This window comes from Vibrio maerlii, assembly GCF_003415655.1.
In the GTDB taxonomy this organism is placed as follows: Bacteria; Pseudomonadota; Gammaproteobacteria; order Enterobacterales; family Vibrionaceae; genus Vibrio; species Vibrio maerlii.
The window spans coordinates 390,080-413,777 of the sequence record NZ_QRHC01000003.1 but is presented as its reverse complement, the minus strand read 5'-3'; the positions used below and the strand labels follow the sequence as shown (position 1 = coordinate 413,777).

The 23,698-nt window shown below is 45.1% G+C and carries 24 protein-coding genes; 14 read left to right on the top strand and 10 right to left on the bottom strand.

Going from position 1 to position 23,698, the window contains the following annotated elements:
* The first annotated feature begins 71 nt into the window (after positions 1-71).
* The 5 genes from ribH (at position 72) to DPF91_RS06265 (ending at position 2,977) form a co-directional block, all read left to right on the top strand.
* Positions 72-542, top strand: coding sequence for a 6,7-dimethyl-8-ribityllumazine synthase (ribH, locus tag DPF91_RS06285; protein ID WP_047049936.1), 471 nt, complete (start codon positions 72-74; stop codon positions 540-542).
* A complete protein-coding gene (gene nusB / locus DPF91_RS06280) occupies positions 542-1,009 on the top strand; it encodes a transcription antitermination factor NusB (RefSeq protein ID WP_117233577.1) in 468 nt (155 codons plus the stop codon). The genes ribH and nusB overlap by 1 nt, the downstream gene beginning before the upstream one ends.
* 84 nt (positions 1,010-1,093) lie before the next feature.
* Positions 1,094-2,068, top strand: coding sequence for a thiamine-phosphate kinase (thiL, locus tag DPF91_RS06275; protein ID WP_117233576.1), 975 nt, complete (start codon positions 1,094-1,096; stop codon positions 2,066-2,068).
* Between the two features lie 2 nt (positions 2,069-2,070).
* Complete coding sequence (pgpA, locus tag DPF91_RS06270) at positions 2,071-2,577, top strand: phosphatidylglycerophosphatase A (protein ID WP_117233575.1); 507 nt, start codon at positions 2,071-2,073, stop codon at positions 2,575-2,577.
* A 37-nt stretch (positions 2,578-2,614) separates the two neighbouring features.
* On the top strand, positions 2,615-2,977 hold the full coding sequence (locus tag DPF91_RS06265) for a putative quinol monooxygenase (RefSeq protein ID WP_117233574.1): 363 nt from the start codon (positions 2,615-2,617) through the stop codon (positions 2,975-2,977).
* A gap of 267 nt (positions 2,978-3,244) precedes the next feature.
* On the opposite strand, the gene dxs is transcribed toward DPF91_RS06265, so the two are convergent.
* Genes dxs through xseB form a run of 3 tightly spaced genes read right to left on the bottom strand, consistent with a single transcriptional unit; the run spans position 3,245 to position 6,322 of the window.
* Positions 3,245-5,134 (bottom strand): 1-deoxy-D-xylulose-5-phosphate synthase, encoded by a 1,890-nt coding sequence (gene dxs / locus DPF91_RS06260; RefSeq protein WP_117233573.1) that lies wholly within the window; start codon positions 5,132-5,134, stop codon positions 3,245-3,247.
* Between the two features lie 11 nt (positions 5,135-5,145).
* Complete coding sequence (ispA, locus tag DPF91_RS06255; protein ID WP_117233572.1) at positions 5,146-6,030, bottom strand: (2E,6E)-farnesyl diphosphate synthase; 885 nt, start codon at positions 6,028-6,030, stop codon at positions 5,146-5,148.
* Between the two features lie 52 nt (positions 6,031-6,082).
* Positions 6,083-6,322: an exodeoxyribonuclease VII small subunit gene (gene xseB, locus DPF91_RS06250; RefSeq protein WP_117233571.1), complete on the bottom strand. Its 240-nt coding sequence runs from the start codon at positions 6,320-6,322 to the stop codon at positions 6,083-6,085.
* A 285-nt stretch (positions 6,323-6,607) separates the two neighbouring features.
* Between xseB and pomA the strand changes: the two genes are divergently transcribed.
* The 7 genes from pomA to rlmM all read left to right on the top strand — a co-directional run bounded on the left by pomA (position 6,608) and on the right by rlmM (position 13,581).
* Positions 6,608-7,369, top strand: a complete 762-nt coding sequence (gene pomA, locus DPF91_RS06245; protein WP_117233570.1) for a flagellar motor protein PomA — start codon at positions 6,608-6,610, stop codon at positions 7,367-7,369.
* 15 nt (positions 7,370-7,384) lie between these two features.
* Positions 7,385-8,329 (top strand): flagellar motor protein MotB, encoded by a 945-nt coding sequence (locus DPF91_RS06240; RefSeq protein WP_117233569.1) that lies wholly within the window; start codon positions 7,385-7,387, stop codon positions 8,327-8,329.
* Positions 8,330-8,529: 200 nt separating this feature from the next.
* On the top strand, positions 8,530-9,978 hold the full coding sequence (gene thiI, locus DPF91_RS06235; protein ID WP_117233568.1) for a tRNA uracil 4-sulfurtransferase ThiI: 1,449 nt from the start codon (positions 8,530-8,532) through the stop codon (positions 9,976-9,978).
* Between the two features lie 567 nt (positions 9,979-10,545).
* Entirely contained in the window at positions 10,546-11,454 is a 909-nt protein-coding gene (locus tag DPF91_RS06230) for a transcriptional regulator GcvA (protein ID WP_117233567.1), read from the top strand.
* Complete coding sequence (locus tag DPF91_RS06225; RefSeq protein WP_117233566.1) at positions 11,447-12,091, top strand: alpha/beta family hydrolase; 645 nt, start codon at positions 11,447-11,449, stop codon at positions 12,089-12,091. Before DPF91_RS06230 ends, DPF91_RS06225 begins: the two co-directional genes overlap by 8 nt.
* Before the next feature lie 2 nt (positions 12,092-12,093).
* Entirely contained in the window at positions 12,094-12,480 is a 387-nt protein-coding gene (locus DPF91_RS06220) for a DUF423 domain-containing protein (RefSeq protein WP_117233792.1), read from the top strand.
* Between the two features lie 9 nt (positions 12,481-12,489).
* Positions 12,490-13,581, top strand: a complete 1,092-nt coding sequence (gene rlmM, locus DPF91_RS06215; protein WP_117233565.1) for a 23S rRNA (cytidine(2498)-2'-O)-methyltransferase RlmM — start codon at positions 12,490-12,492, stop codon at positions 13,579-13,581.
* Positions 13,582-13,824: 243 nt separating this feature from the next.
* Here the strand turns inward: rlmM and xni are convergent, their stop codons facing one another.
* The 5 genes from xni to queF all read right to left on the bottom strand — a co-directional run bounded on the left by xni (position 13,825) and on the right by queF (position 21,105).
* Positions 13,825-14,595 carry a flap endonuclease Xni gene (xni, locus tag DPF91_RS06210; RefSeq protein WP_117233564.1) on the bottom strand — a complete coding sequence of 257 codons (771 nt, stop codon included), beginning with the start codon at positions 14,593-14,595 and terminating at the stop codon, positions 13,825-13,827.
* An 87-nt stretch (positions 14,596-14,682) separates the two neighbouring features.
* Entirely contained in the window at positions 14,683-16,044 is a 1,362-nt protein-coding gene (gene ppnN, locus DPF91_RS06205; protein ID WP_117233563.1) for a nucleotide 5'-monophosphate nucleosidase PpnN, read from the bottom strand.
* Positions 16,045-16,244: 200 nt separating this feature from the next.
* A complete protein-coding gene (locus DPF91_RS06200) occupies positions 16,245-17,813 on the bottom strand; it encodes a sensor domain-containing diguanylate cyclase (RefSeq protein WP_117233562.1) in 1,569 nt (522 codons plus the stop codon).
* A gap of 124 nt (positions 17,814-17,937) precedes the next feature.
* Entirely contained in the window at positions 17,938-20,208 is a 2,271-nt protein-coding gene (locus DPF91_RS06195) for a tetratricopeptide repeat protein (protein ID WP_117233561.1), read from the bottom strand.
* 51 nt (positions 20,209-20,259) lie between these two features.
* Entirely contained in the window at positions 20,260-21,105 is an 846-nt protein-coding gene (queF, locus tag DPF91_RS06190; protein WP_117233560.1) for an NADPH-dependent 7-cyano-7-deazaguanine reductase QueF, read from the bottom strand.
* Positions 21,106-21,241: 136 nt separating this feature from the next.
* Here queF and syd point away from each other — a divergent pair, with 136 nt between their 5' ends.
* Both syd and DPF91_RS06180 read left to right on the top strand, forming a co-directional pair.
* Positions 21,242-21,787, top strand: a complete 546-nt coding sequence (syd, locus tag DPF91_RS06185) for a SecY-interacting protein (RefSeq protein WP_117233558.1) — start codon at positions 21,242-21,244, stop codon at positions 21,785-21,787.
* Positions 21,788-21,792: 5 nt separating this feature from the next.
* On the top strand, positions 21,793-22,569 hold the full coding sequence (locus tag DPF91_RS06180) for a Zn-ribbon-containing protein (RefSeq protein WP_117233556.1): 777 nt from the start codon (positions 21,793-21,795) through the stop codon (positions 22,567-22,569).
* A gap of 238 nt (positions 22,570-22,807) precedes the next feature.
* Here DPF91_RS06180 and DPF91_RS06175 read toward each other — a convergent pair whose 3' ends face one another.
* Both DPF91_RS06175 and DPF91_RS06170 read right to left on the bottom strand, forming a co-directional pair.
* On the bottom strand, positions 22,808-23,251 hold the full coding sequence (locus tag DPF91_RS06175) for a YaiI/YqxD family protein (protein WP_117233555.1): 444 nt from the start codon (positions 23,249-23,251) through the stop codon (positions 22,808-22,810).
* Positions 23,251-23,574, bottom strand: a complete 324-nt coding sequence (locus DPF91_RS06170) for a hypothetical protein (RefSeq protein ID WP_117233554.1) — start codon at positions 23,572-23,574, stop codon at positions 23,251-23,253. The genes DPF91_RS06175 and DPF91_RS06170 overlap by 1 nt, the downstream gene beginning before the upstream one ends.
* Between the last annotated feature and the right edge of the window lie 124 nt (positions 23,575-23,698).

Here is a 23,698-nt window from a genome sequence, read left to right as displayed (position 1 = left end):
TAGGATTAGATCACATTGTTGTGATAGAATCCGGCGATTCTCACTTGATAAACGTAGTTAAAGGAAGGCTTATGAAAGTGATCGAGGGTGGCTTCCCAGCGCCAAATGCAAAAATTGCTATCGTTATTTCTCGTTTCAACAGTTTTATTAACGAAAGTCTGCTTTCTGGTGCGATCGATACTTTAAAGCGTCACGGCCAAGTTAGCGAAGACAACATCACTGTAGTTCGTTGCCCAGGTGCAGTTGAGCTACCACTTGTTGCACAACGCGTTGCAAAAACAGGTAAGTTTGATGCAATCGTATCGCTAGGTACCGTAATCCGTGGTGGTACTCCACACTTTGACTATGTTTGTAGTGAATGTAATAAAGGTCTGGCACAAGTTTCTATGGAATACTCTCTTCCAGTAGCATTCGGTGTGCTGACTGTTGATACGATCGATCAAGCTATTGAACGCGCAGGAACCAAGGCTGGTAATAAAGGTGCAGAAGCTGCACTTAGCGCACTTGAGATGATCAACGTTCTTTCTGAAATCGATTCCTAATGGGGGCCAGTGTGAAACCAGCCGCACGTCGTAACGCACGTCAATTTGCTCTGCAAGCAATTTATTCTTGGCAAATTACTAAAGAAAACATTGCAACTGTAGAAGAACAGTTCTTATCTGGTGGTAAGTATGATGAAGAACAACATCACGCTGCTGAGCCAGCTCTAGCTGCTCCTGAGACAGACGTTGCTTACTTCCGCGATCTACTTACTGGTGTTGCTCTAAGCCACATGGAACTGGATAGCAAACTTCGTCCATTCGTGTCTCGCCCAATGCAAGACCTAGACCTAATGGAGCTTGCGCTTCTACGTCTAGCAATGTACGAAATGACTCGCCGTGATGACGTACCATACAAGGTTGTTATCAACGAAGCGATTGAGCTAGCAAAAGTATTTGCAGCAGAAGATAGCCATAAGTTCGTTAACGGTGTGCTTGATAAAGCGGCACCTCACGTACGTAAGAAATAATCTTCGTTCAAGTTATAAAAGGCCAGCATACGCTGGCCTTTTTTGTAATAATCACATTCTATTTTTCACTATTATCATACGGTTATGTCAGGCGAATTTAACCTTATAGAGCAATACTTTGTAGGACGTCAGAAACAGCGTAAGGATGTACATCTTGCGGCTGGTGATGATTGTGCATTGGTAAAAGCCCCCGAAAATGTCCAGATAGCGATCAGTACCGATACCTTGGTTGCAGGCACTCATTTTTTACCGCAAGCCAACCCTGCATGGGTTGCTCATAAAGCACTGGCATCAAACATTAGTGATCTAGCGGCTATGGGCGCATCACCTGCTTGGGTGTCATTTGCATTGACGATGCCGAGTGTTGATGAAGGGTGGCTTAAGCCATTCTGCGATAGCTTCTTTGAACTAGCGGATTATTACGGTATTCAATTGATTGGCGGCGATACTACCAAAGGTCCTCTGAGCCTTACACTCACAGTACAAGGCTTTGTCGCAGAAGGTAAGGCGCTACGTCGAGATGGCGCTCAGGCTGGAGATTGGATATACGTGACAGGTGACCTAGGTGAGAGCAAAGCTGGCTTGGATGTGGTGTTATCCGAGGCCGAATCTGTAAACGCTTTGGAAGAAATCCTAGAGCAGCGCCACTATCTATCAACACCTCGAGTTCTTGCTGGGCAGTCCCTGACTCACATCGCAAGCTCCGCCATTGATATCTCAGATGGCCTCATTTCAGATTTGAAACACATTTTGAATCGCTCTCAAGTAGGTGCTGAGGTAGAGTTGACCTCTTTACCTGTTTCACCTGAGCTAGTGACTTATTGCAACTCAACCACGCAAGTTTTTGAGTATGCACTGACGAGCGGCGAAGAGTACGAGCTTTGCTTTACCGTGCCAGAAGAAAACAAAGGTGCGCTAGAAAGCTCACTTGCTCATGCAAGAACGCCTTTTACCTGTATTGGACAGATTAATGGCTCCGGAGAGCTTACACTTTTAGAAAATGGCAAGCCGAGTGGTTTACACGACTCACTTTCTGGCTTTGACCACTTCAAGGACTAACTATGTCGAACCCTTTATCTCATATCTCACTTTCTAATCCGTGGCATTTGTTAGCAACGGGCTTCGGTAGTGGCTTATCTCCAATCGTACCTGGCACTATGGGTACTCTGGCATCCATTCCACTTTTCTTGTTGCTAGCTCAGCTACCTCTATCAATCTACCTGGTGGTCGTGTTGGTGTCGTGCATTATCGGAGTGAAAATCTGTCAGGTGACTTCTGATGACATGGGCGTACATGACCATGGCTCTATCGTATGGGATGAGTTTGCCGGCTTTTGGATTACCATGATCATCGTGCCTGCATTGAATATTCCAGTGACAGAGTGGAAGTGGTTGCTGCTTGGTTTCGTGCTATTTCGCTTCTTCGATATGGTCAAGCCATGGCCTATTGGCTGGCTGGACAAACGAATTCATGGCGGTTTAGGTATCATGATTGATGATATTGTTGCTGGCGCAATGGCGGGTATTGCGTTATGGCTAATCGGCCAATACCTTGGCTGGTTGGGTTAACCGTTCTATAAATCCTAAAAAAAACAAAGAGAAAATTATGTCTAAGAAGGTTTATTGCATCGCCCAGTTTTTGCCAAAAGAAGGCAAACTGGATGAGCTATTTAAAGTATTACAAGCGCTAGAGCCGAATACAATGCGTGAAGATGGCTGTCTGCAATATACGGTAACTCGTCATATCCAAACACCATTTGCCGAAGGTGAGAGCTACCCAATCGCATTCAATGAGATTTGGGCGGACAACGAAGCGTTTGAAGCACACTGTCAGCGTGAAGAGATCAAAGCCTTCTTCCAAGAGCAGTGTGTCGCTGAGACTGGTCTGGTTGATAAGTTTAACGTGTGTATCTACACCGATGAACCAAATAACTACGATGCACCTATGTTAGGCGAGTTAGAAGGTTAGTTGCTGGCTCAAGAACTTGAACAGACTTCGTCAGTTAGATAACTAGTTCGTTTTGCTGCTCGAAAACTAGATATTTAGATTTTTAGTGCCAAAGATAAAAATAGGGGTTGACGCTTTCACGTCAACCCCTATTTTGTCTCTAGCTCTCTAGCTCTCTAGCTCTCTAGCTCTCTAGCTCTCTAGCTCTCTAGCTCTCTAGCTCTCTAGCTCTCTAGCTCTCTAGCTCTCTAGCTCTCTAGCTCTCTAGCTCTCTAGCTCTCTAGCTCTCTAGCTCTCTAGCTCTATATAGTCGCGAATTGACTTCTCAATGCCTTCCGCATCTAAGCCAAGCTCACTGTGAAGCTCTTGTTGTGTACCCTGAGCCACAAATTCATCTGGCAAGCCAAGGTTGAGCACAGGTTTCAGCAGTTTTTCTTGCATCATAAACTCGATAACACCTGCACCGGCACCACCCGCGATAGCATTTTCTTCTAGGGTCACGATGACATCGTGCGATGCAACAAGATCACGAATGAGCGCTTCATCGAGAGGTTTGACAAAGCGCATGTCAGCAACGGTTGCGTTTAGCTTGTCTGCGGCCTCTAAAGCGCTTTCTAGGAAGGTACCAAAGCTCAGGATAGCCACTTTATCGCTCTGTTGATTTTCATCAGCTTGACGAACTACGCGTCCTTTACCAATTTCTAGTGGCGTGAATTCTTGTTCAATCTCAGTGCCCATGCCATTACCGCGTGGGTATCGAACAGCGGTAGGACCATTGTGTTTGTGGCCGGTGTACAGCATTTGGCGACATTCATTCTCATCACTCGGTGCCATGATAACCATGTTCGGAATACAACGCATAAAGCTGAGGTCGAATGCACCTTGGTGAGTTTGACCATCGGCGCCAACCAAGCCCGCTCGATCGATCGCAAACATGACCGGTAAGTTCATGATAGCGACATCATGAATTAGCTGATCGTAGCCACGTTGTAAGAAGGTTGAGTAGATAGCAACGATAGGGTTATTCCCCGCGATCGCCATACCAGTAGCAAGAGTTACGGCGTGTTGCTCTGCGATGGCAACATCAAAATATTGCTCAGGGAACTCTTTCGAGAAACGAACCATACCTGAGCCTTCACGCATCGCTGGAGTGATTGCCATCAACTTTGGATCTTGCGCTGCCATATCACATAGGAAGTCACCAAAGATCTTCGAGAAGCTTGGTTTGCCACCTGTGCTTTTTGGCAGTTTTGATTCTGCTGGGTCGAACTTAGGTACACCGTGGTAGCCAATAGGATCCTTTTCAGCAGGTGCGTAGCCTTTGCCTTTCTTAGTCATGATATGCAAGAATTGCGGACCTTTTAGGTTACGCATATTCTTGAGCGTTTTAACCAGCTCATTAACATCATGACCGTCGATAGGGCCAATGTAGTTAAAGCCGAGTTCTTCAAACATGGTACCTGGGACGACCATGCCTTTGAGATGTTCTTCAGTGCGGCGTACTAGCTCTTTAATTGGTGGAACACCAGAGAGTACTTTCTTGCCACCTTCACGGATAGAAGTGTATAGGTTACCCGAGAGAACTTGAGCAAGATGATTGTTTAGTGCACCAACATTCTCAGAGATCGACATTTCGTTGTCGTTGAGGATCACCAGCATATCTGGGTGAACGTCACCTGCGTGGTTCATTGCCTCAAATGCCATACCCGCTGTAATAGCGCCATCACCAATGACACTAACAACCTTACGATCCTTGTCTTCCTTACCAGCACTGATAGCCATGCCTAGTGCGGCACTGATGGATGTCGATGAGTGGCCGACAGAAAGCGTGTCGTACTCGCTCTCTTCACGCCATGGGAACGGGTGAAGTCCATCCTTTTGACGGATAGTCGACATCTGGTCACGGCGACCAGTCAGGATTTTATGTGGGTACGCTTGATGGCCAACGTCCCAAACCAACTGGTCAAATGGGGTGTTGTACACATAGTGCAGCGCAACGGTTAATTCAACCGTGCCCAATCCAGAAGCAAGGTGTCCACTTGACTGACTTACTGAATTTAAAAGGTAAGTACGTAGTTCATCGCACAGCTTAGGCAGTGTATCTTTTGGTAAGGTGCGTAACTCTTCCGGATTGTCTACCAATGCAAGAGTTGGGTACTTCGAAATATCAAGAGTCATATTTGTCTTTTTTAATTCTTTCGCTCGACAACGTATCTGGCGAACTCTTCAAGTAACTGGGTATTGTACGGGATTGCTTGTAAAGCAAGAAGCGCTTCGTTTAACAAATCGTTGGCTTTTTGTTGCGCTCCATCTAGACCAAGAAGGGCTGGGTAAGTGCTTTTATCAAGCTCTTGATCAGAACCTTGTGGTTTCCCTAGTGTTTCGGTGTCGCTGATGATATCCAAAATGTCGTCTTGGACTTGGAAAGCCAGGCCAATTGCCTCGGCATAACGCTCTAACTGTGGAAGGATTTCTTCACCCTTTGAACCAGCAGCAAGAGCACCAAGCTGTATTGAACATTTTAGCAAAGCTCCGGTTTTATTCTTGTGAATACGCTCTAGTTCATTCAGAGAAACCTGTTTGCCTTCTGCGGCTAAATCCAATGATTGGCCAATACACATTCCTTGAGCACCAGAAGATTGCGCCAGTGATTTCACCATTTTTATACGGTTGATTTCTGCTTCAGGAGCAAGCTCACCCTCGGCAAGGATAGTAAAAGCCAGTGTTTGCAGTGCATCGCCGGTTAGAATCGCCGTAGCTTCATCAAACTTGATGTGACAAGTGGTTTGGCCACGACGAAGATCATCATCATCCATTGCAGGAAGATCGTCGTGGATCAAAGAGTAAGCATGAACACATTCAATCGCAGAAGCGGGTGTGTCGAGTTGGTGATCATCACAACCTAACATCTTACCCGTGATGTAAACCAAGAAGGGGCGTACACGTTTGCCGCCCAATAGCAAGCCGTAACGCATCGCTTCGACGAGGCGCTCAGTTTGCAGAGGGATTTGGTCTAGCCATTGTTCAAGCTGCTGATTATTGCGTTGTTGATAGTGCAATAAAGTGTTGTTCATACTATTGGATTCTTTGTTATGAAAATTGCTTTGAGAGAGGTTGCAGGTCGCATTACTCGTCTGGAGTAAACTCACTCAGAGGGGCGTTGTCATCATTGCTTAGAAGAATCGCAACGCGTTGCTCTGCTTCCCCTAGTTTGGTCTGTCCTGCACGCGCCAATGCAATACCACGTTCGAATTTTTTCAACGCATCATCAAGGGCTAGATCGCCGCTTTCAAGTTGATCGACCAGAGTATCAAGCTCATCCATAGTCGCTTCAAATGTCATGTTTTCTGGTTTTTTCGTCGCCATAATAATTCACGATAGTGAGGGATGCTCGAAAGTTACATTAGCCCGTACACTTGGTCAAATTTAACCGCTCAGTTTTGTTATAAAAAGTCGAACAAATATAAGTGGCGTAATGATATCTCGCAGTTGAGGTGATATAAATAATGACGCTTTTGGGGCGATAGATAGACACAGTTTATTTTTATGAGACGCTGTGCTCAATTTTTTGTTAAAGATCCTTTGAATCGGTCGATAAATAAAGTATTCACGCACAGAGCGTAAAAGAACAAACAGCATGAGGAGTGCTTTGTGGATTTAGCAACGTTACTTGGCCTAATCGGTGGCTTTGCCTTTGTAATCATGGCGATGATCTTAGGTGGCAGTCTAGGCATGTTCTACGACACAACATCTATTTTGATCGTTGTGTGTGGTTCGCTGTTTGTTGTAATGATGAAATTTACTATGGGGCAGTTCTTTGGTGCAGCTAAGATCGCGGCCAAAGCCTTTATGTTTAAAACGGACACTCCAGAAGATCTGATCGCTAAAGTGGTTGAGATGGCGGATGCAGCTCGTAAAGGTGGCTTCCTTGCGCTTGAAGAGATGGAAATCACCAATAGCTTTATGCAAAAAGGCATCGACTTGTTAGTTGATGGTCATGACGCGGATGTTGTTCGTTCTGCGATGCAAAAAGATATTGCTCTAACGGATGAACGTCATGAGGCTGGTTCTGCTGTATTTCGTGCTTTTGGTGATGTTGCGCCGGCAATGGGAATGATCGGTACATTGGTTGGCCTGGTTGCTATGCTTTCCAATATGGATGATCCTAAATCAATCGGTCCAGCGATGGCGGTAGCACTTTTGACCACGCTTTATGGTGCAATCCTGTCTAACATGGTTTTCTTCCCTATTGCCGACAAGCTGTCGCTTCGTCGTGAGCAAGAGAAGCTTAACCGACGCCTCATTATGGATGGCGTGCTTGCAATCCAAGATGGTCAAAACCCTCGCGTTATCGATGGTTACCTGAAAAACTACCTCAATGAAGGCAAGCGTGTACTTGACGCTGTTGATTAATAGGAGGGTGGGTTAATGGAAGAAGAAAAAGCTAAATGTCCACCTCCCGGTCTTCCTCAGTGGATGGGAACATTCGCTGATTTGATGTCGCTGTTAATGTGTTTCTTTGTACTTCTACTCTCATTTTCCGAAATGGATGTGCTTAAGTTTAAACAGATTGCTGGTTCAATGAAGTTCGCTTTTGGTGTGCAAAACCGCTTGGAAGTCAAAGATATTCCAAAGGGAACGAGTATTATCGCAATGGAATTCCGTCCTGGTCGCCCAGAACCAACGCCTATTGATGTAATCATGCAGCAAACCATCGATATTACTCAGCAGACTGTTGAGTTCCATGAAGGTGAGTCCGATCGTGCTGGTGGTACTCAGCGTGATAAAGGTAAGTTGACTGGTGGTCAAACTGCCGATACAGCAACCAAAAATAACCAAAGCTCTGAATCTGATATGGAACAGCAGCAATCCGAAGCCATGTCTGAAGAGATGGAAACGGTGATGGAGAGTATCAAGAAAGCGCTTGAACGAGAGATTGATGAGGGTGCTATTGAGCTAGAAAACCTTGGCCAACAGTTCGTTATTCGCATTCGTGAGAAGGGGGCATTCCCGGCGGGTTCTGCTTTCTTGCAGCCTAAGTTCCGTCCTCTTGTCCGTCAGATTGCCGATATGGTCAAAGATGTTCCTGGAATTATTCAGGTCTCAGGCCATACCGACAACTCGATTCTCGATTCTGAACTGTATCGCTCTAACTGGGATCTCTCTTCTCAGCGCGCTGTATCTGTTGCTCATGAGATGGAGAAAGTCGATGGCTTTGCCCATCAACGACTCCGGGTTCGCGGTATGGCAGATACCGAACCTCTGGGGCCGAATGATACTGAAGCGCAACGTGCCTTAAACCGCCGTGTGGAAATCCATGTGATGCAGGGCAAACCCATATACAGCGAAGAAGTTCGCTCCCTCGACCAGTAATCGAGTTAATCCTTTAGAAAAGCGCCAGCGTAGAAATACACTGGCGCTTTGTTATTTTTGATTCAATTCATGTATAATCTTGCGCCTTTCTTATCGAACGTCTATTTAGATAAGAACGAATTAAATGAATTTTGATTGAGATGGTCAGAGTTTTGTTCTCGAGAACAAAGTGTAGGCCGTCCTTAAACTGCGAAGAAATTATGAAATTTATTGTTAAGCCACATCCAGAAATTTTTGTAAAAAGTGAATCAGTTCGTAAACGCTTTACGAGAATTCTTGAATGTAACATTCGTATCATCATTCAACGCAGAACGGAGTCTGTGGCGGTATTCAACCGTAGAGATCATATTGAAGTGACTTCTGAGAGTGATAAATACTACAACGAAGTACTAGAGATCCTGACGCAAACTCCGGGTATTCACCATATTCTAGAAGTTCAGCAATCTGAGTTTACTGATCTTCACAATATCTTTGAACAAGTACTAGAGCGTAGCCGTGCAGATATTGAAGGCAAGACTTTCTCTGTACGTGCAAAGCGTCGTGGTAAGCACGACTTTACCTCTATCGAACTGGAGCGTTACGTAGGTGGCGGTCTAAACCAAGCGGTAGATTCAGCTCGCGTGAAGCTAAAAGATCCTGACGTGACGGTTAAGGTTGAAATTGCGAATGACAAGCTAAACCAAATCATTGCTCGTCACAAAGGTTTAGGTGGTTTCCCTCTTGGCACGCAAGAAGATGTATTGAGCCTGATTTCTGGTGGCTTTGACTCTGGTGTATCAAGTTACCTACATATCAAGCGCGGCTCTAAAACGCATTACTGCTTCTTTAACCTAGGTGGCCCTGCTCACGAGATCGGTGTTAAGCAAGTTGCTCACTTCCTTTGGAACAAATACGGCTCTTCAGCGAAAGTGAAGTTCTTGTCTGTGGACTTTGAACCTGTTGTCGCTGAAATTCTCGAGAAAGTGGATGACGGCCAAATGGGCGTGGTACTGAAGCGTATGTTTATGCGTGCTGGTGGTATGCTGGCGGAAAAGTACGGTATTGAAGCACTGGTAACCGGCGAAGCGCTAGGTCAAGTATCAAGCCAGACGCTAACGAACCTGCGCCATATCGATGGCGTGACCGATACGTTGATTCTTCGTCCTCTTATCAACTGGGATAAAGAAGACATTATCGATCTTGCTCGTGAAATCGGTACTGAAGACTTCGCTAAGACAATGCCTGAGTACTGTGGCGTTATCTCCAAGAAGCCAACAGTAAAAGCAGTAAAAGAGAAGCTTGAACGTGAAGAAGCGAAGTTTGATTTTGCTGTACTAGAGCAAGTTGTTGCTGACTCTCGCATGATGGACATCCGTGATATCGAGAAAGAGAGTCAAGAGCAAGCGCCAGAAGTTGAACAAGTTCAATCGGTAGGTAACGATGCGACTGTCCTCGATATCCGTAGTGTGGAAGAAGAGGACGAAAGCCCTCTAGAGATCGATGGTGTCGAAGTTGTTCACATCCCATTCTTCAAACTAAGCACTAAGTTCGGTGATCTAGACCAGTCTAAAGAGTACCTACTGTACTGTGACCGTGGTGTAATGAGCCGTCTTCAGGCACTATACCTGCAAGAGCAAGGCTACAGCAATGTGAAGGTTTACCGCCCGTAGGTAGCTAAAGTCAAAGTACTGGCTTGAATAGAAGCGCAAATCGTTCGTTCGGTTTGCGCTTTTTTGTGCAAGATAGTCAGGATCGCTTCGCTGCTGGAAAACTAGATATCTAGATTCAATTACCTTTAGACGTTAAAAAAGGTTGACGTGTTTACGCCAACCCTCAAAATTCTAGCTCTCTAGCTCTCTAGCTCTCTAGCTCTCTAGCTCTCTAGCTCTCTAGCTCTCTAGCTCTCTAGCTCTCTAGCTCTCTAGCTCTCTAGCTCTCTAGCTCTTACGCATAAAAAAACACCGCCATAAAGGCGGTGTTAAAAATCTGACAGACAAGTCAAAAACAGGAAGTAAATGCACCGTCACAGAAGGACGTTGCATTGTGGTAGAACTCTACCGAACTCGAAATACGAGCTTGCAAACACAACATTACGGTAAGACAGCCAATTAACTTCAGAGGAAGTTAAGCCGTTCAGGCCATCACCGCGGAGAGAAATATAGAATTTCTCTGGCTGTAAAACAACGGACAATTTATAATGTTTCGCATAAATAAAACTAATGGTTGGTTTGCAGGAAATGTCCAGACGTCTTCCCCCTCTAAATTCGCTGCGTGTGTTCGAAGCGGCGGCGCGTCATCTTAGTTTCACCCGAGCTGCTGAAGAGTTGTTTGTTACTCAGGCAGCAGTGAGTCATCAGATTAAGTCTCTTGAAGAGTTCTTATCGCTTAAATTATTCCGTCGTCGTAATCGCTCATTACTTTTGACTGAGGAAGGGCAGAGTTATTTTCTTGATATTAAAGACATCTTCACCTCACTTTCCGAGGCTACTGATAAAGTATTAGAGCGCAGTGAGAAAGGGGCCTTAACAATCAGTATGCAGCCGAGTTTTGCCATTCAATGGTTGGTGCCTCGTTTAGCCGACTTTAATGCGCAAGAGCCAGACATTGATGTTCGAATCAAAGCTGTGGATATGGACGAAGGCTCATTAACGGATGATGTAGACGTCGCGATTTACTATGGTCGAGGTAATTGGCCTGGGCTTCGTGCAGACAAACTTTACCAAGAGTATTTAGTTCCTTTGTGTTCACCGAGTCTTTTGTTGGGCAGTAAGCCATTAGAATCTCTCACTGATTTGGGGCAGCATACGTTACTTCATGACACCTCACGAAAAGCATGGAAACAGTTCGTGAAACAGAATGAGATTGATGGTGTGAATGTGAACCATGGACCGATCTTCAGTCATTCGACTATGGTGCTCCAAGCTGCGGCACACGGCCAAGGCGTTGCTTTGGGCAACAACGTATTGGCACAGCCAGAAATTGAAGCTGGGCGTTTGATTGCGCCGTTTGATGAGGTGCTGGTGAGCAAGAACGCCTTTTATGTCGTTTGTCACGATAAGCAAGCCGACATGGGTCGTATTGCGACCTTTAGGGATTGGATGATTGCGAAGGCGCAAAGTGAGCAGGAGGATATGTTTGATGAGTGATGAGATTGAGCTGCCTGTAATTGTCGATGGTGATGAACACACTCGTACCTTTGTGTTTGCCCATGGTGCGGGCGCTGGTAAAGACCATGAGTTCATGCAAGATGTGGCGAAAGGGTTGAGTGATAACGGCATCCGAGTGGTGCGTTTTGATTTTCCCTATATGGCAAAGCGCGCTATTGATGGTAAGCGCCGGCCACCTGATAGAGCGCCAAAGTTGTTAGAAGCCTATGCGAAGATAATTGAGCAACAACAAGGAAAAGTAGTAATAGGCGGTAAGTCGATGGGCGGACGGATGGCCAGTCTAAGCTTCGAGCATGATCAGGTACTCGGTGTGGCATGCCTAGGTTTTCCATTTCATCCTCCGAAGAAGTTGGATAAGTTCAAGGGAGAGCACCTAGCCGATATTTCTAAGCCAACCCTAATTCTTCAAGGAGAGCGAGACACCTTCGGCAATCGTGAGGAAGTCAGTGAATATTCGCTCTCAGATAAAGTAACGGTTGAATGGATTAATGATGGAGACCATAGCTTTTCACCACGTAAGCGCTCTGGTTTTACCTATGAACAAAATATCACCTTCACTGTTGAACGCTTAACGTCATTTATCAACCATTGTTTTGACAATCAGGAGCAAGGTTAATGTTGTCTCCTAAAATACTACTCTCAATCGCAGGCGTATTTGGTCTCAGTGGTGTGGCATTAGGAGCGTTTGCTGCACATGGCCTTAAAGCATCATTATCACCATACTTGATTGGTGTTTTTGAAACTGGGGTGCTTTATCAGTTCGTCCATACGTTTGCGATAGTGGCGAGCGCGATACTGATTCTAGTAACCAGGACAATTAATGCCCACAAATGGTTTTGCTACGCGGCAATTTGCTTTATTATCGGCATCCTTTTCTTCAGCGGTAGCCTGTACCTGCTCGCTATCACTGGAGTGAAATGGTTTGGCCCTATTACCCCTCTTGGTGGACTATTCTTTATGCTCGGTTGGGCACTGTTCATCAAAGCAGCATTGACGATTACCTAAGGAAACTCAGTGAAACATTTACTACTTTATTGCCGCTCTGGATTTGAAAAAGAGTGTGCGGGTGAAATCCAAGATAAAGCCACGCAACTGGAAGTGTATGGTTTCCCTCGTGTTAAGAGCAACTCGGGATACGTTCTGTTTGAATGCTACCAAGAAGGTGATGCAGCGAAACTGGTAAAAGGCTTGGATTTCCAATCTTTGATCTTTGCCCGTCAGATGTTTGCCGTTGCAGCTGAGTTTGTCGATTTACCATCGGAAGATCGCATCTCGCCAATTCTTTCTGAGTTGGCTGATATTGAAGATATGCCAATGTGTGGCGACCTTCGTATCGAAACACCAGATACCAATGAAGCAAAAGAGCTGCTTAAGTTCTGCCGTAAGTTCACTGTGCCGCTACGCCAAGCACTTCGTGGCAAGGGGTTATTGTTTAAGAATGACAACCCTAAGAAGCCAGTGCTGCACGTTTGTTTCGTTGCGCCGGGTCACTGTTTTGTTGGTTACTCTTTACCAGGTAACAACTCTAAGTTCTTTATGGGTATCCCGCGTCTGAAGTTCCCAGCGGATGCACCAAGCCGTTCAACGCTGAAACTTGAAGAAGCTTTCCACGTATTTATCCCACGCGATGAGTGGGACGAGCGCTTGGCTCCGGGTATGTGGGGCGTAGACTTAGGTGCATGTCCTGGTGGTTGGACCTATCAACTAGTGAAGCGTTCTATGTTTGTTCACTGTGTTGATAACGGAATGATGGCTGACAGCTTGATGGAAACAGGTCAAATTAAACACCATATGGTGGATGGATTTAAGTTTGAACCAGACCGTAAGAACGTAACCTGGATCATATGTGACATGGTCGAGAAGCCAGCACGTGTTGCGCACCTAATGGGTGAGTGGATCATTAAAGGCTGGGCGAAAGAAGCACTATTTAACCTTAAGCTACCAATGAAAGGTCGCTACGACGAAGTTCTGCAAGATATCGAAAACCTAAAAATGTTCCTTATCGAGAATAAGGTGAAGTTTAAGATGCAGGCCAAGCACCTATATCATGACCGTGAAGAGATTACGGTTCATATTCAGTGTTTGTCGAATATCTCGCCACACTAAGATATTAAGAGTACTTTGATCCTAGATAACTCGTTCGCTCCGCTGCTGGAAAACTAGATATCGAGATTCAAGTTACCTTACACTTAAGATGTCAAAAAAGGGTTGACGTGTTTACGCCAACCCTCAAAACTCTAGCTCTCTAGCTCTCTAGCTCTCTAGCTCTCTAGCTCTCTAGCTCTCTAGCTCTCTAGCTCTCTAGCTCTCTAGCTCTCTAGCTCTCTAGCTCTCTAGCTCTCTAGCTCTCTAGCTTTGCTCAAACCTTATATCCTGCAAATTAAACCCAAGCTCAATATCGGTCTTAAGCGCCGCTACTTGCTTACTCTTCCTTGCAATCTCAATATGCTCATCAAACTTTTTGCGGTATTTTTTAGCAAGCTCTTCAGATGCATGAGCCTCTTCAATATTGTCAAACTGAGTAAGAATCTCTTTTGCCGCTTTAGGCCCTACGCCAGGTATTCCTGAGACTTGGCTTGAACTAATCCCGGTGAGTCCCCAATAGTCAGAAAGTTGATGTGGTTTTACACCAAATTCTTTTTCGATGAATGGTGCATCAAGCCAACGGTGTTGGAAGTAATCTCGAATCTGCAAAGTAGGGGAGAGGATCTGACAATAGCCTTTATCGGTAGAAACTATCGTGACCTTTTCGCCATGATTAGCGACTTTCATGGCTAAGGTAGCGATGAGATCGTCTGCCTCGTCACCCTCAGATAGAAGTGAATCAATACCCAACTCCCACCATGCTTCTTGGATCTGCTCGAGCCCTTTGAGTAGAGGTTCAGGCATTGGTTTTCGGTTTTCTTTATAGCTCGGAATGACTTCTGCTCGCCAGCCACGGTCTTGTTCGTGATGGTCAAATACCGCAATCATGTGTGTTGGCTCTGCCTCTTTTATGATTCGATTTAGGGTACGAGTCGTGGTTGTGCTCGTACGGGCAATATCATTTGGGTCCGGTTGTGCAGAGTGCACGCGGCGAATGAGGTTGAGAGCATCAATGATAACGAGATGAATAGACATAGAGCATATACAAATAGAGAGCCAATTGGCTCTCTATTCTATCTTGTAGATTAAAAATAACTATACCTTATACCAAGGTGATATGACTTAATCTTGCCCTGCAATTCGGTAGCAAGGGACATAAGCAGAACCTGGTAGCTTCATTCGTTGTTGTTCAACAAAGTCAGATAACAGTTTATCCATTTTCTTCATCAACTCTTTATCACCATCGATGATAAACGGACCGTGCTTCTCAATTTCTTGAATACCTTCTGACTTTACGTTACCTGCTACGATACCAGAGAAAGCTTGGCGCAAGCTTGCTGCAAGGTTTTCTGGTCGCTGGTTCAAGTGCAGGTCTAGAGAGGCCATAGATTCATGAGTGGGTTCAAATGGGAGTTGGAACTCAGGGTCAATCTTTAGTGACCAATTAAAACTGTAGGCATCCCCAGTTGATTTACGGTGCTCGCGGACTTCGGGCATCGCTTGCTTCATGATACGTGCCGCTTTTGCCGGATCATCAATAACAATCTCGTAATGCTTTTGTGCATCAGGGCCGAGCGTATCTGCGATAAAGGCATCAATAGAGCGGAAGTAGGCTTCACTCTCTTTAGGACCTGTAAGGACGATAGGAAGTGGCTGCTCAACATTGTCTGGATGCATCATGATACCTAGAATGTAGAGGAGTTCTTCTGCAGTGCCTGGACCTCCAGGGAAGATTATGATGCCATGAGCCATACGCACGAAGGCCTCTAGGCGTTTTTCGATGTCTGGCATGATCACCAACTCATTCACGATTGGATTAGGTGGCTCTGCCGCAATGATCGAAGGCTCTGTTAAACCAAGGTAGCGCTGTTCTTGATAGCGTTGCTTGGCGTGGCCGATAGCGGCACCTTTCATTGGGCCTTCCATCGCTCCTGGACCACATCCTGTACAGATATTGAGTTCTCGTAAGCCAAGCTCATTGCCCACTTCCCGCGTGTATTGATACTCGGTAGGGTTAATTGAGTGGCCGCCCCAACAAACAATGAGGTTGGGTTCAATGCCCGGTGTTAGCGCGCGAGCATTGCGCAGTATTGAGAACACGAGGTTAGTAATGTGAGTCGCATTGGTTAGGTTTAGGTTTTGAATCTGCGCGAGTTGTGTATCCACATAAACGATGTCACGTAGCACAGCAAACAGATGTTCTTGGATACCCTTAATAATCTGTCCATCAACAAATGCGTGCTCTGGAGGGTTACTTAGCTCAAGCTTAATCCCACGTTCACGACGCATCACATTGACGTCAAACGACTTGTGTTTATCTAGCAGCTCTTTTGAATTGTCGGTATGACTTCCTGAATTTAGCACTGCGAGAGTACAGTTTCGATATAGTTGATATAGATCGCCTGCAGCGGTTTTCTTAAGGCGCTCAACTTCAAGTTGAGAGAGAAGATCCATGCTTCCCGCAGGGCTGATATGAGTAATCATGTAGGCCTCCTTTTAATTATAATAACCTTACAATGACCAGTGCTAATTCTTTAAAATTAGATACTTAACACATTCAATAACCATATACCTGTTTTGCTTTTAATGCGAACTTTCTCTTTGATAGTACGAGCTAGGTATATGAAAAAAACAACAAAAAACGGGCATCGTATTGATGCCCGTTTGTATTGAAGTGTTTGTTGTTAGCTGAAGGTCAGTTGCTCATTGCCAAAGCGTTTCGCGTTATCTCTAGCCTTCGCTAACCGTTCGACCACAGCTTCTGGTGTATCTGAACCCTCAAAGCGAGAGATAGAGACTGTCGCGGTGATGGATAGGTTCTGATCGCGAAACTTAAACGGTAACTGTCTAATTTGATTTTGAATGTTAGATAACTGTTTCTCGACGGCTTCTTTGCTTTGTTCAGGCATGATTAGGATAAACTCTTGTCCTGCAAAGCGAGCAACAGTATCGGTATCTTGTGCGTTCTTACTAACAGTGCGAGCAATTATCTTCAGGGCTTTGTCACCAGCAGTATAGCCAAAGCTATCATTGACTGACTTAAAGTTGTCGATGTCGATTAGAGCTATATAAAGGGGATGCTGCGTGCGAATCCAGCGCCTAAACTCTAGCTCTAAGCGGTCGGTAAACGCCGCACGGTTGTATACCTTAGTGAGAGGGTCAAGCAGCATACGTTGTGCTTGATCATCCAAGCGTCGACGATAGTCCATTGTAGTCTCTTGAAGAGATTTGAGTTGGTTACTACCGTAGCTCATACGTTCAAGTAGAGCTTTCTCACGCTCTTCAGCTTTCTTAAGGCGCTCTGTTAGGCTACTTAACTCAGAAAAAATCGGAGACAAGCTCTCTTTGAGTTTATCCGCACTAAGGTTGTCTTGGGCCAGTGTGTTTCTACTCTGAGTGACTAAGGTCTCCAACTCATGATTCATCTCAGAACGATGTTGTTGATAGGCCTCACTTTGATCAAGGTTGCCTCCGGCTGTCTTAATAGCAGTCGCTATCGAGCTATTGACCTGCTCAAGGAATTGTTCAGACGTATTACGTTCATACTTGGTACCCTCGATGACTAGCTTCAGTGTTTCAAGAGTTAACTCGAGTAACTGATCGAGTGCGTTTTCAGATAACAGGCGTGTACGAATATCCATCAAGCGATCGCCAGATTCACCATGGAAATCAAGCTCAGTTATAAGGTGTTGAAGTTCCTGTGCAAGTTGCTCTACTAATAGACGATTAGCGGCATCGTCATAGTCTGGGTCGCCAAACCTACCATTGCTCGAGATGATCTTGATCGCACGCTCATATAAGCTCAAAAGTACCGTGGCTTGTTGAGCTACTGGTTTGGTTTGCTGATCGGCAAAGTTAAGTAGATTACGTAGGTCGCGCTTTAACTGTGCTGGCAGACCAATGACACGCAGCAGTGTTTCACCACCTTGCTGCACACGCTCATGTAGCTGAGAAAATTGTTTTCTGTCGCTCAACTGAGAGGAGTTCAACATGCGTTCAAGTACGGCAAACTGAGGAATCAGCTTGCTGACATCTTTTTGTTGCTCTAAATCCTGTCGGATCGACAAAAGCTGGTTCTGTAGGCGCGAGTCTTCACTGCCAATCGAAGTCGATAGGTTTGCTACCAGTCGCTTAAGCACTTTCACTTCTCTTTGATACTTCAAAGAGTTGTCTCTCTGCTGCAACTTGAGTTTCTCAAGTTGTGTCCTAGCTTGCTCTAACTTTGGATGAATACTTTCTTCAAATGCGCCCATTATGTACTGCTTTAATAGGTAGTTTAGCCTTAGTAATAAAAATGCAGTGTGCTGGCTTAACTGCCGAACAAACTGAGATAGTCCGATGGATATCTATAGTTTTATCGACAGTACACAACATAACTTAAGCCTTATCTATCAATTTTTTAATAAACTCTTCATTTTGATAAGACGAATGCAATTTTATTAATCCCTGCTTGATCGCTTGTGCACATGCTTTACGAATGTCCTGCTTCGCTAAGCTTGCGGCTGGAGCATTCTTGATTGCTCTCAGGTGTGTCCAGTGACTGCGATTTTCTTTCATACTTGCTTCACGAGCCACGCTGGTGGCGTAGAGCAGTATCTCGATCAATTCTTTGTCATTGATAGCGGTATAGGCCCGAGGTAAGAACGGGTAATCAGCAATACCGATGCGTACAATTCGGTTTATGTTACTTTCAGCTTCAAACTCATTGATCCATTGCTGGATTCGGTTGAAGGTTAGTGACGCTTCTAATCCACTATCCACATTTGGCTCTACCAATAAAATGTTGGCATCTGAAAAGTGATAGATGCGCATACCGTCGGCCAAACGTGACTGTAAGTATTCCCCAAATTTCTTCTCTAAATCCAATCCGGCTTTATAACCATGTTTAAGGTACATGGTGCGCAAGAACGGTAGATCGATCATAGTAAAGCGTAGACGATCATTAAGAGGTTCGTTGATCAGGTCGCCAACTTGCCACTGTTCAAAGCTTACACTGCTTTTTTCTAAGGATGTCGCTAACTTAGCATTCAAAAGGCGTAAGTTTTTTAAACCTGATCTAGGATGTGTATAGAGGTCTTTATTCGTCTCTGCAAGCTTTTCAGTTAAAGATTGGAGTAAGTATCCCCTTCTCCAAACAAATAGAATCAAAAGTATTGAAACAATGAGTAAAGCAAAGGCTATTTTCTGAAACTTTCTATGCTCTTGATGTAGGAAATCAAGCTCTTCCGTTTGACTAGAGTAATGAAGATTTTTCTCGACGAAGTCCTTTTGTTGCCTAAAGGCATCTTCACTGATTTGATTTAGCGTAAGTTGCTGTTGTGCTGCGAGTGCGTAATGCTGTTTCAGTGTTTCCAATGAGGCTTGATAGTTTTGAGCAACCTCGTAACCCATAGACAGCAGTCGGTAGGCTTGTAATTGAGTTGGAGTGTGTTCGATGCGCTGGCCAATCTCCAGTGCTTGCTTTGCATGCTCGATGATCAACCCTGCTTGTTTTTGGTGGTATGCCACACCCGCCGAGAGCAGATGTGCTTTCGCTGTCAATAGTGGAAGATCGGTATATTGAAGAAGCTCATTCGCTCTCTCCAAATACTGCTCAGTTAATGCATAGTTGTAGAGCTGAAGATAGGTCGCAGCCAGACTCAAGCGAATATCGATGACGTTTGCGACGTTTCTCTCTGTATTTTCATGGTCGATGACATTGAAGTAATGAACCAAAGCCAGGTTGTAACGACCTTCAAAGTAGTAGATATCTCCCATCTGTTTGAGTACTTGGGCCAGGACAGGTGATTGGTTGTAGTTGTCATAAAAATCGGCAGCCTGAGATAAGTACTCAAGAGATTTGTCGTAGACCTTGCGTTCATAGAACAAAGTGGCAAGTAGGTGGTTCACCTTAGCCAGTTGTGCACTCTGGTTTTCTTCGATCGCTTGCCAATAACCCAGTAATAATTCCGATAGTGCTAAGTTATATTTTTGATGCGTTAGGTAGTGCTTACCTACCTGGATGTGATAATCGATCTTGGTAACTTCTGAATGCGTCTCTTTGATGTACTCTTCTGCTTCTAGGTAAAGCTGAGTCGCATAGTCATACTCGTTATTCGCTGAGGCTACTTGGGCGCGCATCATCTTGGTTCGATAGGACAGTGCACGCGCAAGCTGACGTGATTTTTCAAACTGCTTTAGGCTATCCGTAATCTCTCTCAATGCTTGGTTTGCAGCAGTCACATTGCGATTTTGACGCCAATATAGTTCAACGCGCGTTAACTCAACCTCAAGACTGAGATAGTTGAGCTTGTATTCATTTGCTAACAATTGTGCTTTATCGAGATGATGAATAGCACCGCGCATATCACCAGTTTCAAACTTACTGCGTGCAAGTATCACTAACGCATCGATAGTGGCGTTAGGTGTGCGAACGTCAGTATCTCTCTCTTCGCTAGTAACAGCAGACTGGTTACTCGTATTGCGACCCAATAACTTACGTTTTGACAGATAGTTTTCTGTGATGGTCTTTGCACGTAGAGGTTCAATCTCAACGAGTTGATTTGCTTCTTCGAGAATTGGACTACTGAATACCTTCGCCATAGATAATGGCGAAGTCAGTGCAATCATTAAAGTCAGTAGTCTGGTAATCCAGCGAACAGAGTTCATCCTTGATGCCTATTTTAGCGTAGTGTTTTTTAGCGTGTATTTGACGTTGGCTTATTGGCGAGCCATGCGTGTGTTGTGCGTTGGCATCTCTTTGCTCGTTGAGCGATAAGGGTTGATATCCAATCCACCGCGACGAGTATAGCGAGCATAAACGGTTAGATGCTTAGGTGAGCAATACTTCATGATGTCAGTAAAGATACGCTCAACACATTGCTCATGGAATTCGTTGTGTTCACGGAAAGAGACAATATAGCGTAGTAGCGCTTCCCGGTTAATTTGCTTACCTTGGTAACAGATCTCTACGCTACCCCAATCAGGCTGATTGGTGATCAAGCAGTTCGATTTCAGTAGGTGGCTGTGAAGAGACTCTTCAACCTCAATATCGCTAGTGGAGTTTTGCAGCAAAGTGTCATTGAAGTCATAGTGATCAATCTCGATATCTTGGCTATCGAGACATTCGCCTTTCATACCAACGACAGCTTGACCCTCGAATGAGCCTACAGGGTTAAGTTCTACTTCAACATGTTCACCCGCACAAGCGCTTAGATCTTTTTCCAGGTGTTGTTGTACCTGCTCCCAGCTATCAAATTTGCTTTGATTGTAGCTATTTAGGTAAAGCTTGAATGATTTGGATTCGATTAGGTTAGCACTGGTTGCCGGAATACGAGCATCGGCAACGGCGACTTGTGGTAATCCTTTGCTGTTTAACCATGAAACTTCATAGAGCGTCCAAATATCACATCCAAAGAAAGGCAGGGTGTCACCAAGTTCTAAGTCGTCACGGTTTAGACTGCGTGGAACCGGTTGCAGCAGGCTAGGATCGTATTGGTGATGGTATTCAGTCTTCTGACCTAGTGTCAGGCCAGCCAACTCTTTCGCGTTGGAATATTTGCTCATAGTTTTACAGCTTTTCGATTAGAATAGGGCAAATTTTACTTCAATCGCACTCATACTGTCATTAACTAACCTCGACTCTTAATGATAAAAGTCATTACCAATTTTTACTTTTGACGGAATGAACAAGGAGAGCCCTATGTCGTTAACGGTGAGCGAAGCCTTACTGAAACTTAGCCAGCAATATCAACAGCTATGGCAAGATAAACATCAATCGAACCCACGTAGTGAAGAGCTTGTTGGTATTCCCTCTCCTTGTATCCAAAAAACAACGGGTGACTACGTTGAATGGGTGGTTGTTGAGCGAGAATCTCCGGAAACCTTTGCCAATGTAGAGCAAGGTATTGAGCTGGAGCTGCATTCTGATATTAAAGAGTTTTACGGCAGCCAGTTCAGCGCGGATATTGAAGCGAGCTGGGATGGCAATCATTTCACACTGCTACAGGTTTGGAGTGAAGAGGATATGACTCGTCTGCAAGAAAACATGCTAGGACATCTTGTTATGCAGCGTCGTCTAAAGCTAAAACCGACGATTTTTATCGGAGCAACAGATGACGACCTTGAGGTTGTCTCTATTTGTAACCTATCTGGCAATGTTATCGTTGAAACCCTTGGCACCGATAAGCGTCGCCATTTGACAGATGATGTTGAAACGTTCCTTCAACAATTGACACTTGAGGTGTAGTACAGATGTACGTTGTTGAGATGCAATTTGAGTGCTTTGATAACACGACCGTTGAGGCTGTAGATAAGGCCATTAACGGTTTGATGGACGCATTGCGTTATAACGGCCAAATTCTGGGGCGTGAGTTCCCAATCATCATGGGGGAAGGAGAGTTCTACGTCCGAACGGTTTGCCCGGAACAGGACAGCTTACACCCAAACAACCACTCTGATTTTGTTAAGCATTGCATTGAGCGCCTTTCTGAAGCGTGTTTACTCTCACCAAAGATGCGTCTTTTGGGGCGTGATCTGAACTCGGAGCAAGCAGCCGAAGAAGAAATACCAAGCTGGCAAGTGCTGTATACCACTTATGTTCACACTTGTTCTCCACTACGCAGTGGTGAAACGTTATTACCGATCCCACTTTACCGTAATGAGGCGACTTTTAACGGTGATCATAAGGCGGTGATTAAGTGGCAAACCGAGTGGCAGGCATGTGATGAACTGCAAATGGCTGGCGCAAGTAAAGCGGAGCATGCAGCCCTTGAACAGCTGTGTAATCCAACCAGTGATATCTTCCGTCGCGGCTGGGATATCAGAGGACGCATTGAGTTTTTAACCAAGATTCCGACTTATTACTACCAATATCGTGTTGGCGGCAAAAGCTTAGCTGATGAAAAGGCTCGCCCTTGTCCAAAGTGTGGTGGAGAATGGCTGCTGGAAGAACCGTTGCACGATATCTTCCACTTTAAGTGCGATAACTGCCGACTGGTGTCGAATATTTCGTGGGATCATCTTAAGTAGAATTTGTAACGCTGCGCTCCTAGATAACTAGTTCGCTTCGCTACTGGAAAACGAGATCTCTAGATTCTTCAATCTACCGCACTAAAAAGGGTTGACGCGAAACGTCAACCCTTCAAAATTCTCTAGCTCTCTAGCTCTCTAGCTCTCTAGCTCTCTAGCTCTCTAGCTCTCTAGCTCTCTAGCTCTCTAGCTCTCTAGCTCTCTAGCTCTCTAGCTCTCTAGCTCTCTAGCTCTAGCTCTATCTCTTCGCCAAAATCCTATCTAGATGATTGGCAAACTCTCTTCTCTCAGTTTGACTTAATGCTGCTGGACCACCGGTTTGAATACCACTTGAGCGCATGGTGTCCATGAAGTCGCGGATATTAAGTCGCGCTTTAATGGTCTCTTTGGTATAAAGCTCGCCTCTTGGGCTGAGGGCAAGCGCTCCCTTAGTGATGACTTCATCGGCCAGTGGGATATCGGAGGTGATGATGAGATCATTGGCTTCGGTTAAACGTACGATTTCGTTGTCCGCGATATCAAAGCCACTCTGAACTTGAATGGAACGAATATTGGTGCGGTTTGGTACAGGGACTCGATGGTTCGCGACAAAAGTGCACAACACCCCAGTGCGCTCGGCTGCGCGGCAAATTGTTTCGCGAGTCACTTTTGGACACGCGTCGGCATCAACCCAAATCTTCATTATTGATTCTCTTGTGTTTTATTAGCGGCCGCAGATTCAACCGCTGCAAGTCTGGTTTCGAGTTGCTCAATTCGTTGAGTAAGCTTTGAAACTTGTTCCAGTAAAGCAGAGACTTGGCCTTCATCTGAAGCTTCAGGCGCTTTCACTTCAACCTTTGGTACTCGATTTGCCGTCTTAAAGGTCTTGATTGCCGTAATAATAGCCGGCATAGGAATCGAGGTACGAAGGCGAGCTTTGACTAAGGCCACGGTTGGTTCTTTACCATCGCGTTGTAGAGAGTCGAATACGTCTTGAAGTTCTTGTGATACGTCTTTTGTCAGCATGCTAAATGTCCATTTTGTTTTGTAGTAATGGTAAAGGTATAAGCAATATGCTGTCTAGATCACACTCTTATTTTGAGGAAGAAAGACGCTGAAAAGCAATTTCGACCATCGCGTGTGCGAGATC

What these genes read in the sequence shown, in the direction of transcription:
- DPF91_RS06265 (WP_117233574.1), top strand. Translation starts at nt 2,615, where the DNA reads ATGTCTAAGAAGGTTTATTGCATCGCCCAGTTTTTGCCAAAAGAAGGC.
- xseB (WP_117233571.1), bottom strand. Translation starts at nt 6,322, where the DNA reads ATGGCGACGAAAAAACCAGAAAACATGACATTTGAAGCGACTATGGAT.
- DPF91_RS06180 (WP_117233556.1), top strand. Translation starts at nt 21,793, where the DNA reads ATGTACGTTGTTGAGATGCAATTTGAGTGCTTTGATAACACGACCGTT.
- DPF91_RS06225 (WP_117233566.1), top strand. Translation starts at nt 11,447, where the DNA reads ATGAGTGATGAGATTGAGCTGCCTGTAATTGTCGATGGTGATGAACAC.
- nusB (WP_117233577.1), top strand. Translation starts at nt 542, where the DNA reads ATGGGGGCCAGTGTGAAACCAGCCGCACGTCGTAACGCACGTCAATTT.
- DPF91_RS06175 (WP_117233555.1), bottom strand. Translation starts at nt 23,251, where the DNA reads ATGAAGATTTGGGTTGATGCCGACGCGTGTCCAAAAGTGACTCGCGAA.
- xni (WP_117233564.1), bottom strand. Translation starts at nt 14,595, where the DNA reads ATGTCTATTCATCTCGTTATCATTGATGCTCTCAACCTCATTCGCCGC.
- DPF91_RS06200 (WP_117233562.1), bottom strand. Translation starts at nt 17,813, where the DNA reads ATGGGCGCATTTGAAGAAAGTATTCATCCAAAGTTAGAGCAAGCTAGG.
- ispA (WP_117233572.1), bottom strand. Translation starts at nt 6,030, where the DNA reads ATGAACAACACTTTATTGCACTATCAACAACGCAATAATCAGCAGCTT.
- DPF91_RS06170 (WP_117233554.1), bottom strand. Translation starts at nt 23,574, where the DNA reads ATGCTGACAAAAGACGTATCACAAGAACTTCAAGACGTATTCGACTCT.
- DPF91_RS06240 (WP_117233569.1), top strand. Translation starts at nt 7,385, where the DNA reads ATGGAAGAAGAAAAAGCTAAATGTCCACCTCCCGGTCTTCCTCAGTGG.
- ribH (WP_047049936.1), top strand. Translation starts at nt 72, where the DNA reads ATGAAAGTGATCGAGGGTGGCTTCCCAGCGCCAAATGCAAAAATTGCT.
- ppnN (WP_117233563.1), bottom strand. Translation starts at nt 16,044, where the DNA reads ATGATTACTCATATCAGCCCTGCGGGAAGCATGGATCTTCTCTCTCAA.
- DPF91_RS06195 (WP_117233561.1), bottom strand. Translation starts at nt 20,208, where the DNA reads ATGAACTCTGTTCGCTGGATTACCAGACTACTGACTTTAATGATTGCA.
- syd (WP_117233558.1), top strand. Translation starts at nt 21,242, where the DNA reads ATGTCGTTAACGGTGAGCGAAGCCTTACTGAAACTTAGCCAGCAATAT.
- dxs (WP_117233573.1), bottom strand. Translation starts at nt 5,134, where the DNA reads ATGACTCTTGATATTTCGAAGTACCCAACTCTTGCATTGGTAGACAAT.
- queF (WP_117233560.1), bottom strand. Translation starts at nt 21,105, where the DNA reads ATGAGCAAATATTCCAACGCGAAAGAGTTGGCTGGCCTGACACTAGGT.
- DPF91_RS06230 (WP_117233567.1), top strand. Translation starts at nt 10,546, where the DNA reads ATGTCCAGACGTCTTCCCCCTCTAAATTCGCTGCGTGTGTTCGAAGCG.
- pgpA (WP_117233575.1), top strand. Translation starts at nt 2,071, where the DNA reads ATGTCGAACCCTTTATCTCATATCTCACTTTCTAATCCGTGGCATTTG.
- thiL (WP_117233576.1), top strand. Translation starts at nt 1,094, where the DNA reads ATGTCAGGCGAATTTAACCTTATAGAGCAATACTTTGTAGGACGTCAG.
- thiI (WP_117233568.1), top strand. Translation starts at nt 8,530, where the DNA reads ATGAAATTTATTGTTAAGCCACATCCAGAAATTTTTGTAAAAAGTGAA.